The sequence below is a fragment of the Uliginosibacterium sp. TH139 genome (assembly GCF_002855595.1).
Taxonomy (GTDB): Bacteria; Pseudomonadota; Gammaproteobacteria; order Burkholderiales; family Rhodocyclaceae; genus Uliginosibacterium; species Uliginosibacterium aquaticum.
On record NZ_PKRR01000001.1, the window covers coordinates 176,257 to 188,538 of the forward strand.

Sequence of the window (12,282 nt, forward strand, 5' to 3'; positions counted from 1 at the left end):
GCTGTTAATGCGGGTCTGATGTACAGCAGAATCGCGAAAAACTAGTCTGGAAACCAATCTTCGCTGATCGGTCATGCCATGTTAGGGGGCATGCGCCGATGTTATGCGGCAAAACTGATCCCTATAACACGTTAGGCCGCACAAATGATCGATCGACTAGCCAGGGACAAATTCGCTGAATTGCTGCGTCATTTAGTTGCAGGGCAAATAAGTAATGATGAATTTGAGGATAATCTACCGCTTGGTTCATCTGATCGTGCCGTTAGTGCCATATTCTGGAATGGAGCATGGATGCTTTACGACGATATGCGTGAATATAAACTTACAGGCAAATATCGCCTACCAAGAGATGCAAAACGCGAAGTCGCTCGTTGGATATTATTTCTAAAAACCGACTTTGAATATGAGTGGCCTCGCATTCAAGGAATCTTTCGGTTTCCTTGGTACTTAATTGTCATTTTTACGCTTGGTCTAGTTATTCCAATCGCCCGCTATAAGCTCCACCAAGCAGGTGATATATCTGTCTGGCCATTTTTAAGGATCACCGATCTTGAGCAAGAAAAATCAACTCCGCCATACCTTAGAGCTGTGGCCTAACCAGTCCGTCGAGAGGGACCGCCCGCAAACTGCGCTTGCAGGTTCCCTCCGCGGCTTCGCCGCTACGGTGCCCCCTCACGTCAACCGTTAGACATTTCCTCATATGGCCATTTCTTACAAAATTGAAATGAAGAAATTCCGCTTTGTTTGTAGCGGATGTTTTTTGTTGTTTATTGGATGCTCTGTTGCCGCCTTTTTGGCTAAGCAGCCGTGGGCTGGTCTTGGCCTGCTTGCCTTTTCAGCGCTATCTGTATACGCAGCTCTAGGGGCTGGAAGTTTTTCTATTGATCGTCGTGGGGTTACGCATAAGTCCTACTGGGGGCACTGGGAAATTGCGTGGAATGAGGTTGTTGAAGCTGATTTCTCCCCGAGCGGAACACTATTGCTTCGCGGTCAAAACAAGCGCTTTGTTCTTACCTCTACCGAATGGTGGTCTTGCGAATATAGGGAAGATGCAATCGCACTAGTTAGGGAAATGCTTGATGAGCGGAAAATTGTTCCCCGACCCAGCAACCTTGCAGACTGTAAAACGATGAAAAACACACGGGTGCAAAAGATTGCTGTCTAACCCTGCGATCAAGAGGGACGTCCGCAAGCCGGCGCTTGCGGTCCCCTTCGCCTTCGACTCCGGCCGCCTCTCATCTCCACGTTAGCCGAATGAAGAAACCGCAGCTCACACCCAGCGCATTGGTTGCTCTCGTATTTGGGGGCGTTATCGTATTGATGGGCGCATTTGCATATTGGGCATCCGAGCAGCCGTCGCAACTTGCGTCGTGCGAGGCTCAGTGCAAGAGTGTGGGCTTGGTCGGCACGCTAATTAGCAAGTATCCAGCACAAATGGTTTCCCTTCGCCGCTTTGCCGCTATGGCAGCCCATCACGTCGTTAGGCCTCGGAGATCTTTATGACATCTCGACGCACACCACAGCAAAAGAAGCAGCTCAGCTATGAAAAAGATCGCCGAAACACCTACGGCGAAAGAGGAGCACACTCACGTCACGCAATTCGCGACAACAAAGATAATGCTGAGCGCAGCAGAAGGCATCACGAAAACCAACTGTTGCAGGCAGTAGTCGCTACTGTAGATGAAGAGGGGCTCGTTTCAATTGAAAATGCGGTGAAGTCAAGCCCGGCTCATAAAAAGCGATTCCACAAAATTCCAGATACTCCTCTACGCGTAGTGATTGCCAGAAAAATTTCTGGCCGTGTCCGCGTGGGCATGAACATTAGGAAAAAAGCCAGGTAAGGCGGGTCAATTGACCCGCGCGGAAAAACCTTCCGGACAGGCAGGACACACCTATTCCGCGCGGGTTACTGCTGCGCCTAACCCGCCCTACGCCTGCTCGCTTTCACGCTCGGCGTCGTAGCTCCGGCAGCCCCTCACTTCTACGTTAGACGTCATGAAAAAACTGCTTGTACTCCTTGTGACGGTTGTCCCAGGCCTTGCTCTTGGCATGGATTCGAAGGGCCTTTGCGCTCCAAAAGAAAGAGTTATCTTTTCCTGCTCAACCAATGCAGGCAAGCAGATCTCGGTGTGTTCGAAGGGAGAGTCTGTGCAGTACCGCTTTGGACGCCCGGGCAAAGTGGAGCTTGAATACCCAAGGAATGGAGACTTCACACCATCATCCTTCGACTACTTTCACTACTTCCGGCCCAACGAAAATCGAACTTCGCTTCACTTCGATACGGGTGACGCCGAATACACCGTCTTCAGTGAGTCCGAGGGAGCGAAGACATCGGCCGGAATCACCGTCAAGGTAAAAGCGAATGGACGGGTTCAGTCACTACGCTGCGCCGGGGCCGCACAAGCGAACTGGTACGAGATTGAGGGGAAGGTCGAGTGCGCAGACGAGCCAATGAATACTTGCCAGTAGGCGTGTGAGATGCCGTCTAACCCTTCCACCGAGAAGGACGTCCAGGGGCTAGCGCCGTCAGCACGACACGGAGTAAATCGAGAGTGAGCGGATTTGTGGAAGTCATCGGCTATTTCGCGTTCTTCTGGCTGTTCGTTTTCAACACCAGGTTTCGGCGCGCTCTGATTCAGGAATGGGCGAACGGTGGTTTCATCGAGCGCACAGGATTGGTTCTCGAAGGAACCTTTTCATTTCTGGTCGGAGTTGTAGCGCCGTTGGTTCTGCTCGCCTCTTTCGTAACCTGGCCATGATGAGCCGGCCCCGCGTTTTTTTGGCCTTTAACCTGCCGTTGGAGTAGACCGCCGCCTCCGACGGCTCACCTTCACGTTCGGCGTCGTAGCGAGAAGCATCCATGTCAAATCTCAAAATCACAGAAATCAAGGCATTTGTTCCGTCGAAAGACTTCGAGCTTTCCAAGCAGTTCTACAAGGACCTTGGTTTTACGATGGCCTCTGAAGGCGGCGGTATCGCTTACTTCCACTTCGGGGACGTCAGCTTTCTACTCCAGGATTTCTGTGCTGAAGCGTTTGCTGAAAATTTCATGATGCACATCCTGGTAGAAGACGTGAATGCATGGTGGCAGCAGGTCCACGAAAGTGGTGTGCTCGAAAAATACGGGGTGAAGGTCACCGCGCTGGAAGATCAAGCTTGGCGCATGCGTGATTTCTGTCTCTACGATCCATCAGGTGTTCTTTGGCGCATTGGCCAGAACATCGACTGAAACCCAAGGGGCAGCCATCCGGCTGCAATCAACGCCGAACCCTTCGTTCCACCGGACCTGTCGCACCGCGTACGGCGCAGTTGTAGGGTGCGGTGCCAACCGCACCGGATTTCCTGTGCGCTAATGCGTGCGTTGTTCCGGATGGCGGAGTTGGCACTCCGCCCTACCCCTGAACAGCCGCCTCTTGATTTTCAAAGACCGCGACCCGGAATACAAGTCGAAAGCTGCAGCAAGCCCGGATGCAGGCATGCCGGAATCCGGGGCTTTTCCTAGCCGCAAAGGATGACTCCCGGATTCCGCTACGCTGCATCCGGGCTAGGCTCCTGCGATGCGCGTTCGATGCCTTGCTGGCGGCGCATGACCAGGCACAGGTTTCACGCTCAGAGACGCCCACTGACCCGCCTGTTCTCCAGAACGGCAAGCGCCCAAACCCAAAGCTTATTTTTCTGACCAAACGATCCACTTTGATGCGGGGCACTGCATTTTTCGCCCCAGCGCAGTGCAGATCCCGTGGCCCGCTTCGTTTGCGCAAACGGGCGTTCTGCGCCACACCGGCCTTTGAGGGTAAGTGGCACGGAAATGGCTAAGAACAGCTTCTGAAACTTAACCAAACGGTCAGGTTATGCAGCGCACAGCGCGCCGCCTGCCTGCCGTGTTCAGGAGCACTGTCGATGAACGATCCGAAGCAGGTCCCGACGCAGGAAGCGGGCGTGGCGGGGCTGGACAACAGCTGGCTGCCCTTTACGCCGAATCGCTACTTCCAGGCGCATCCGAAGCTGATGGCCAGCGCCAAGGGGGCCTGGTACACGAACACCGAGGGCCAGCGTCTGTTCGATGCGCTCTCCGGTCTGTGGTGTTGCCCGCTGGGTCACGCGCATGCCGGCATTGCCGAGGCAATCAGCCGCCAGGTGCTGGAGCTGGATTACTCGCCGGCTTTCCAGATCAGCAATCCGCTCACCCTGAGTCTGGCCAAGCGCATTGCTGATCTGGCACCGGCGGGGCTGGACCGGGTGTTCTTCACCAACTCCGGTTCCGAAGCCGTCGATACCGCGCTGAAGATTGCGTATGGCTATCAGCGCCTGCGCGGCGAGGGCAGCCGCACCCGCTTCATAGGCCGCGAGAAGGCGTATCACGGCGTGGGCTTCGGCGGCATGTCGGTGGGCGGCATGCCGGCCAATCGCAAGATGTTCGGCCCGGTGATGGTGCCCGGTGTCGATCATCTGCCGCACACCTACAACCTCTCCGAGATGGCGTTCTCGAAGGGCATGCCGAAGTGGGGCGCGCATCTCGCCGATGAGCTGGAGCGCATCGTCGCCCTGCACGACGCTTCCACCATCGCGGCGGTGATCGTCGAACCGATCCAGGGCTCGGTGGGCGTGGTGGTGCCGCCCGAGGGCTATCTGCAGAAGCTGCGCGAGATCTGCACCAAGCACGGCATCCTGCTGATCTTCGACGAGGTGATTACCGGCTTCGGCCGCATGGGCACGCCTTTCGCGGCCCAGTTCTTCGGTGTGACGCCAGACATCATCTGTTTCGCCAAGGGCGTGACCAACGGGATCATCCCGATGGGCGGGGTGATTGTGCGCGAAGACATCTTCCAGACCTTCATGGGCATCAACGCGCCGCAATACGCGGTGGAGCTGTGCCACGGCTTCACCTATTCCGGCCACCCGATGGCAGCGGCGGCCGGCCATGCTGCGCTGGACGCGCTGACCGAGGGCGGCGCCATCGCACAGGCTGCGGCCCTGATTCCGGTGCTGGAGGAGGTGATCCACAGCCTCAAGGGCGAGCCGGGCGTGATCGACATCCGCAACATTGGCCTCGCCGCTGCGGTGGATCTGCAACCCATCGCCGGCAAGCCCGGCGCCCGCGCACTCAAGACTTTCGAGGCCGGCATCCAAGAGGGCGTGCTGCTGCGCTTTACCGCCGACACGATTGCCATGGGCCCGCCCTTCATCAGCACGCCGGACGAGCTGCGCGCCATGGGCGACATGCTGCGCCGCGCGATCCGCATCGCCATGGCTGACTGATTTCCCCAACTTCCGCACGCACCGCCTCAATACGCACGGAGAGACTGCATGAACCGCCCCATCGAAAAACCTGGCGCACTGGATCTGCCCGGCATTGCCGCAGGCCGCCTCGCGCCCGAAAGCTGCGCCCTCAATTTCACGGACGCGCATCCGCCCCTTAACCCGCTGCAGGCCCTGCTCGAAGCCGAGCGCTGCTACTACTGCTACAACGCGCCCTGCATTTCAGCCTGCCCGACCGGCATCGACATCCCGCACTTCATCCAGCGCATCGCTCAGGACAATGTGCTGGGCGCTGCCGAGACGATTCTCGAAGCCAATGTGCTGGGCGGCATGTGCGCGCGCGTCTGCCCTACCGAGAACCTGTGCGAAGGCTCCTGTGTGCGCCAGACCAATGAGAGCAAGCCCGTCGAGATCGGCCTGCTGCAGCGCTTTGCGACCGACGCCTACTTTGCCGCACCGACCAAGCCGATGTTTACCCGGGCCGCCCCGAGCGGGCGCCGCGTGGCTGTGGTCGGCGCCGGGCCGGCTGGCCTCTCGGCCGCTCACCGCCTGGCCACGCTGGGTCACGATGTGATCGTCTTCGATGCCCACGGCAAGCCCGGCGGCCTCAACGAATATGGTCTGGCCCGCTACAAGACCCCCGATGGCTTCGCCCAGCGCGAAATCGAATGGTTGCTCTCCATCGGCGGCATCGAGATTCAATGCGGCAAACAGCTGGGCCGCGACATCACGCTGAGTGGCCTGGTCGCGGAATACGACGCAGTGTTCCTCGGCATGGGTCTCGCCGGTGTCAATTCGCTGGGAATTGCCGAGCAAGCGCTCGTCGGCTTGCAGGCTGCGGTGGATTTCATCGCCGAGCTGCGTCAGGCCAAGGATCTCTCGGCCGTGCCAGTGGGCCGCCGCGTGGTGGTGATCGGTGGCGGCATGACCGCCGTGGATGCCGCAGTGCAGGCCAGGAAGCTCGGCGCGCGTGAGGTCACCATGGTGTATCGCCGCGGAGCGGAGGCCATGAGTGCGTCGGCTTATGAGCAGCAATGGGCACAGATCAATGGCGTGACGATCCGCCACTGGGCCGCACCGCGCGAAATACTCGGCAGCGACGGCTTCGTGACCGGCGCGGTTTTCACCGTCACCCGCGACGAGAACGGCAAGCTGGTCGAAACCGGCGAGACCTTCACGCTGGAAGCCGACATGGTGCTCAAGGCCATCGGCCAGAGCTTCGTGGCCGAGCCGCTGGATCTCAGCCTCGTGCTGGAGAAGGGCCGCATCGCGACCGACCCGTCGGGCCAGACCTCGCATCCGAAGATCTGGGCGGGTGGGGACTGCCGGGCTGGCGGCCTGGACCTGACGGTGGAAGCCGTCGAGCACGGCAAACAGGCCGCGATTGCAATCGACGCCGCCTTGCGCGCCTGACCCCGACACACTTTAGGAGATTGAGCGATGGCTGATCTGAGTAGCAATTTTCTGGGCATCAAGAGCCCGAACCCCTTCTGGCTGGCCTCGGCGCCGCCGACCGACAAGGAATACAACGTGGTGCGCGCCTTCGAGGCAGGCTGGGGCGGCGTGGTGTGGAAGACACTGGGCGAAGACCCGCATGTGGTGAACGTGAGTGGCCCGCGTTATGCCACCTTGATGGGGCCGGATCGCCGCGTGCAGGGCCTGAACAACATCGAGCTGATCACCGACCGCTCGCTGGCGATCAACCTCGAAGAAATCGCCCGCGTGAAGCGCAACTGGCCGGATCGCGCGGTGGTGGTGTCGCTGATGGTGCCCTGCCAGGAAGAATCCTGGAAACGCATCCTGCCGATGGTGGAAGACACCGGGGCCGATGGCATCGAGCTGAATTTCGGCTGCCCGCACGGCATGAGCGAGCGCGGCATGGGCGCGGCGGTGGGCCAGGTGCCGGAATACATCGAGATGGTCACGCGCTGGTGCAAGCAGTATTCGAAGATGCCAGTGATCGTGAAGCTCACCCCGAACATCACCGACATCCGCTTCCCGGCCCGCGCTGCAAAGGCCGGCGGGGCGGATGCGGTATCGCTGATCAACACCATCAACTCGATCATGGGCGTGGATCTGGACACCATGATCATGAGCCCCAGCACCGGCGGCAAGGGCTCGCACGGCGGCTACTGCGGCCCGGCGGTGAAGCCGATCGCGCTCAACATGGTGGCCGAGATCGCCCGTGATCCGCTCACCGCCGGCCTGCCGATCTCCGGCATCGGCGGCATCTCGACCTGGCGTGATGCGGCTGAATACATCGCGTTGGGTTGCGGCACGGTGCAGGTGTGTACCGCCGCGATGGTCTACGGCTTCCGCATCGTGGAAGACATGATTTCGGGCCTCTCGAACTTCATGGACGCGAAGGGCTACGCCTCGATTGCCGACTTCCAGGGCAGCGCGGTGCCGACCGTGTCGGACTGGCGTTACCTGAACCTCAAGCACATCGACAAGGCCGTCATCGATCAGGACAAATGCATCCAGTGCGGCCGTTGCCATGTGGCCTGCGAAGACACTTCCCACCAGGCGATCACCGCCTTCAAGGATGGCCAGCGCCATTACGAGGTGAAGGAAGAAGAGTGCGTCGGCTGCAACCTGTGCGTGTCGATCTGCCCGGTGCCCAGCTGCATCACGATGAAGAGCCTCAAGCCGGGTGAAGTGGATACCCGCACCGGTGAAACCGTAACCGGCGAGTACCAGAACTGGACCACCCACCCGAACAACCCGATGCGCGAAGTCACCGCGTGAAAGCCAAGCCCATGAGCGATCTCTACGAAGTCAGTCACTGGATCAACGGCGCCGCACAACGCGGCACGCCAGTCGCCACGCAGGATATTTTCAACCCCGCCACCGGGGCGGTGCAGGGCAAGCTGCTGCTGGGCAGCAGCACCGACCTGGAGGCCGCCGTGGCGGCGGCTGCCGCCGCCTTCCCGGCCTGGGCCGCGAAATCCGCGCTGGCCCGCGCCCGGGTGTTCTACAAATTCCTCGCCATCGTGCAGGAGCGCTCGGCGGTGCTGGCCGATTGCCTGGTGCGCGAGCATGGCAAGACCTTCCCGGATGCGATGGGCGAAGTTGCGCGCGGCATCGAGAACATCGAATTTGCCACCGGCATTCCGCAACTGCTCAAGGGCGATTTCAGCGACCAGATCGCCACCGGCATCGATGCCTGGACGCTGCGCCAACCGCTCGGCGTGGTCGCCGGCATCACCCCCTTCAACTTCCCGGCGATGGTGCCGCTGTGGATGTTCCCGTTGGCGATAGCCTGCGGCAACACCTTCGTGCTGAAGCCCTCCGAGCGCGATCCGGCAGCCAGCCTGCTGATGGCGGAATGGCTCAAGGAAGCCGGTCTGCCGGATGGCGTGTTCAACGTGGTGCAGGGCGACCGCACTATCGTTGAAGCCATTCTGGCTCATCCGCAGATCGAGGCGGTGAGCTTCGTGGGCTCCACGCCGGTGGCCGAATCCATCTACCGTGCCGGCACCGCGGCCGGCAAGCGGGTGCAGGCCCTCGGCGGCGCCAAGAACCACCTCGTGGTAATGCCGGATGCCGATATCGCGATGGCCGCCGATGCACTGATCGGGGCCGCGTTTGGCGCGGCCGGCGAGCGCTGCATGGCGATCTCGGTGGCGGTGGTGGTGGGCGATGTGGGCCCGGCCCTGATCGAGGCCCTGAAGAGCCGCATCGCCGCGCTGAAGGTGGGCGAAGGTCATCAGGACAAGGTCGACATGGGCCCGGTGATCACCGCCGAAGCCTGTGCGCGCATCAAGCGCCTGATCGGCGAGGGCGTGGCGGCTGGCGCCGAGGCGGTGGTGGATGGCCGCGCGATTGCGGTGCCGGGTTTCGAAGCCGGTTACTTCGTCGGCCCGACCCTGCTCGACGGCGTGACGCCCGAGATGATCGTCTATCGCGAAGAAATCTTCGGTCCGGTGCTGTGCATCGTGCGCATGCCGGATCTGCCCTCCGCCGTGAAGCTGATCAACGATCACGAGTTCGGCAACGGCGTGGCGATCTACACCCGCGATGGTGGCGTGGCACGCGAATTCGTTCGGCATATCCGCGTCGGCATGGTTGGGGTGAATGTGCCGCTGCCGGTGCCGATGGCCTTCTCCAGCTTCGGTGGCTGGAAGCGCAGCCTGTTTGGCGACCACCACGCTTACGGCCCGGAAGGCGTGCGCTTCTACACCCGGCAGAAAGCCGTGATGCAGCGCTGGCCGGACAGCCAGTCCGCCAAGGGCCCGGAGTTTGCATTCCCGCAGATGGGCTGAGTTCCCGCATTCAAGGAGAGACAGATGAGCCAGAGCATCCTGATCCGTGGCGGCAGCGTGGTGAATGCCGACTGCGAAACCCGCGCCGACGTGCTGTGCATCGACGGCGTGATTGCCGCCGTGGGTGAGGGTGCTGCGGCACTCGCGCCGGCCGGCTGCGAAGTGCTGGACGCCAGCGGCCAGTATGTGGTGCCGGGCGGCATCGATCCGCACACCCACATGCAGCTGCCCTTCATGGGCACCGTGACGATGGACGATTTCTTCACCGGTACCGCAGCGGCGATGGCCGGCGGCACCACCTCGATCATCGACTTCGTGATCCCGAATCCGCAGCAGCCGCTGCTGGAGGCGTATCAGACCTGGCGCGGCTGGGCCGAAAAGTCCGCCTCCGACTACAGCTTCCACATGGCGATCACCTGGTGGGACGAATCGGTGCGACATGACATGGGCACCCTGGTGCGCGACGAAGGCATCAACAGCTTCAAGCACTTCATGGCCTACAAGAACGCCATCATGTGCGACGACGAAACCCTGGTGAACAGCTTCCGCCGCGCGCTGGAACTGGGCGCAATGCCCACCGTGCATGCCGAGAACGGCGAGCTGGTCTATCTGCTCCAGCAGGAAGTGCAGAAGATGGGCATCACCGGGCCGGAAGGCCATCCGCTCTCGCGCCCGCCGATGGTGGAAGGCGAGGCGGCCAACCGCGCGATCGCGATTGCCGATGTGCTGGGCGTGCCGATCTATGTGGTGCACGTGTCCTGCATCGAGTCGGCCGAGGCCATCGCGCGTGCCCGCGCGCGTGGCCAGCGCGTATATGGCGAGGTGCTGGCCGGCCATCTGGTGGTGGACGACAGCGTCTATCGCGATCCGGATTTCACCAAGGCGGCGGCGCATGTGATGAGCCCGCCCTTCCGCCCGAAGGAACATCAGGAGGCGCTCTGGCGCGGCCTGCAGTCCGGCCAGCTGCACACCACTGCGACCGACCACTGCACTTTCTGCGCCGAGCAGAAGCGCATGGGCGCGGAGAACTTCGCCAAGATTCCGAACGGCACCGGCGGGGTCGAGGAGCGCATGGCCGTGCTGTGGTCCGCTGGAGTGAATACCGGCCGCCTCACCCCCAGCGAATGGGTGGCGATCACTTCGGCCAATGCCGCCAAGCTCTTCAACATTTACCCGAAGAAGGGCTGTGTGGCGGTAGGCGCGGATGCCGATCTGGTGCTGTGGGATCCGGCCGGCACCAAGACCCTTTCGGTGAAGACCCAGCATTCCAAGGGCGACTACAACATCTTCGAAGGCATGGCGCTCACCGGCGTGCCCTCGCACACCATCAGCCAGGGCCGCCTCGTGTATGCCAACGGCGATCTGCGCGCGGTGCGCGGCGCGGGCCGTTACATCAAGCGCCCGGCCTTCGGGGCGGGTTTTGCGGCGGCGGAGAAGCGCGCCCGCGAACTCGCGCCGACCGCAGTCGTACGGACTTGAACAGGAGCCCATCATGGACATGAAGACAAGCACAAATATCGACGCGCTGCGCATCAACGGCGAGCGTCTGTGGGATTCGCTGATGACGCTGGCGCAGATCGGTGCCACCGAGAAGGGCGGCGTGTGCCGCCTCGCCCTCACCGATCTGGACCGCCAGGGGCGCGATCTGGTTGTGGGCTGGGCGAAGGAGGCCGGCATGCGCGTGACGGTCGACAAGATCGGCAACGTGTTCATGCGCCGCGAAGGCCGCAATCCGGCGCTACCGCCGGTGATGACCGGCAGCCATATCGACACCCAGCCCACCGGTGGCAAGTTCGATGGCAACTACGGCGTGCTCGCCGGGCTGGAAGTGATCCGCACGCTCAATGATCTCGGCATCGAAACCGAAGCGCCGTTGGAAGTGGCTTTCTGGACCAATGAGGAAGGCTCGCGCTTCGTGCCGGTGATGATGGGCTCGGGCGTGTTCGCCAAGGCCTTCACACTGGAGCATGCCTACGCCGCGACCGACACCGAAGGCAAGAAGGTCGGCGAGGAACTCGCCCGCATCGGCTACATCGGTGAGGAGGAGCCGGGTGATCACCCGATTGGCAGCTACTTCGAGACCCACATCGAGCAGGGGCCGGTGCTGGAAGACAACGACAAGGTGATCGGCGTGGTGCAGGCCGTGCTGGGCATCCGCTGGTATGACTGCACGGTGACCGGCATGGAGGCGCACGCCGGCCCCACGCCGATGCCGCTGCGCCGCGATGCGCTGCAGGTGGCTACGCGCCTGATGCAGGAAGTGGTGGCGCTGGCCAATCGCCACGCGCCGCACGGACGCGGCACGGTGGGCATGGTCCACGTGCATCCGAACAGCCGCAACGTGATTCCGGGTCGGGTGAAGTTCTCCATCGACCTGCGCAACGAAAGCGATGCGGCGGTCGATGCGATGGATGCCGAGATCCGCGCCTATGCCGCCGCGCTCGCAGCGGAGACCGGCCTGGGCATCCAGATCGAGCTGGTGTCGCAATACCCTGCCCAGCCCTTCGAGCCGGGCTGTATCGCTGCGGTGGCGAAGGCGGCGGAGAAGCTGGGCTACTCGGCGATGCCGGCGGTTTCGGGTGCCGGCCATGATGCGGTCTACATGGCTCGCCTCGCCCCGGCCGGGATGATCTTCATCCCCTGCAAGGACGGCATCAGCCATAACGAGATCGAAGACGCCAAGCCGGAGCACATCACCGCCGGCTGCAACGTGCTGCTGCACGCGATGCTGGAACGCGCCGGCGTCTTGACCTGAGCG

The 12,282-nt window shown here is 61.6% G+C and carries 12 protein-coding genes; all 12 read left to right on the forward strand.

The genetic code is table 11. The features are described from left to right. Positions 1-144: 144 nt before the first annotated feature. The 12 genes from C0V76_RS19455 to C0V76_RS00815 all read left to right on the forward strand — a co-directional run bounded on the left by C0V76_RS19455 (position 145) and on the right by C0V76_RS00815 (position 12,279). Complete coding sequence (locus tag C0V76_RS19455; protein ID WP_143707314.1) at positions 145-597, forward strand: hypothetical protein; 453 nt, start codon at positions 145-147, stop codon at positions 595-597. A gap of 103 nt (positions 598-700) precedes the next feature. Next, positions 701-1,165 (forward strand): hypothetical protein, encoded by a 465-nt coding sequence (locus tag C0V76_RS19460; protein ID WP_143707315.1) that lies wholly within the window; start codon positions 701-703, stop codon positions 1,163-1,165. A 334-nt stretch (positions 1,166-1,499) separates the two neighbouring features. Continuing rightward, positions 1,500-1,841, forward strand: coding sequence for a hypothetical protein (locus C0V76_RS19465; protein WP_143707316.1), 342 nt, complete (start codon positions 1,500-1,502; stop codon positions 1,839-1,841). 154 nt (positions 1,842-1,995) lie between these two features. Beyond that, positions 1,996-2,469: a hypothetical protein gene (locus C0V76_RS00775; RefSeq protein ID WP_101940461.1), complete on the forward strand. Its 474-nt coding sequence runs from the start codon at positions 1,996-1,998 to the stop codon at positions 2,467-2,469. Positions 2,470-2,552: 83 nt separating this feature from the next. Further along, complete coding sequence (locus C0V76_RS00780; protein WP_101940462.1) at positions 2,553-2,759, forward strand: hypothetical protein; 207 nt, start codon at positions 2,553-2,555, stop codon at positions 2,757-2,759. Positions 2,760-2,860: 101 nt separating this feature from the next. Continuing rightward, positions 2,861-3,229, forward strand: coding sequence for a VOC family protein (locus C0V76_RS00785; protein WP_101940463.1), 369 nt, complete (start codon positions 2,861-2,863; stop codon positions 3,227-3,229). A gap of 671 nt (positions 3,230-3,900) precedes the next feature. After that, positions 3,901-5,259, forward strand: a complete 1,359-nt coding sequence (locus C0V76_RS00790) for an aspartate aminotransferase family protein (protein ID WP_101940464.1) — start codon at positions 3,901-3,903, stop codon at positions 5,257-5,259. A 48-nt stretch (positions 5,260-5,307) separates the two neighbouring features. Continuing rightward, positions 5,308-6,672, forward strand: coding sequence for an NAD(P)-dependent oxidoreductase (locus C0V76_RS00795; protein WP_101940465.1), 1,365 nt, complete (start codon positions 5,308-5,310; stop codon positions 6,670-6,672). A gap of 27 nt (positions 6,673-6,699) precedes the next feature. Further along, positions 6,700-8,007, forward strand: coding sequence for an NAD-dependent dihydropyrimidine dehydrogenase subunit PreA (preA, locus tag C0V76_RS00800; RefSeq protein WP_101940466.1), 1,308 nt, complete (start codon positions 6,700-6,702; stop codon positions 8,005-8,007). Next, on the forward strand, positions 8,004-9,524 hold the full coding sequence (locus C0V76_RS00805) for a CoA-acylating methylmalonate-semialdehyde dehydrogenase (protein ID WP_254048162.1): 1,521 nt from the start codon (positions 8,004-8,006) through the stop codon (positions 9,522-9,524). The genes preA and C0V76_RS00805 overlap by 4 nt, the downstream gene beginning before the upstream one ends. 24 nt (positions 9,525-9,548) lie before the next feature. Next, the gene (hydA, locus tag C0V76_RS00810; protein ID WP_101940467.1) at positions 9,549-11,003 is read left to right on the forward strand and encodes a dihydropyrimidinase; all 1,455 of its coding nucleotides are present in this window, start codon (positions 9,549-9,551) and stop codon (positions 11,001-11,003) included. A gap of 13 nt (positions 11,004-11,016) precedes the next feature. Continuing rightward, positions 11,017-12,279 (forward strand): Zn-dependent hydrolase, encoded by a 1,263-nt coding sequence (locus tag C0V76_RS00815; protein ID WP_101940468.1) that lies wholly within the window; start codon positions 11,017-11,019, stop codon positions 12,277-12,279. Positions 12,280-12,282: the final 3 nt, after the last annotated feature.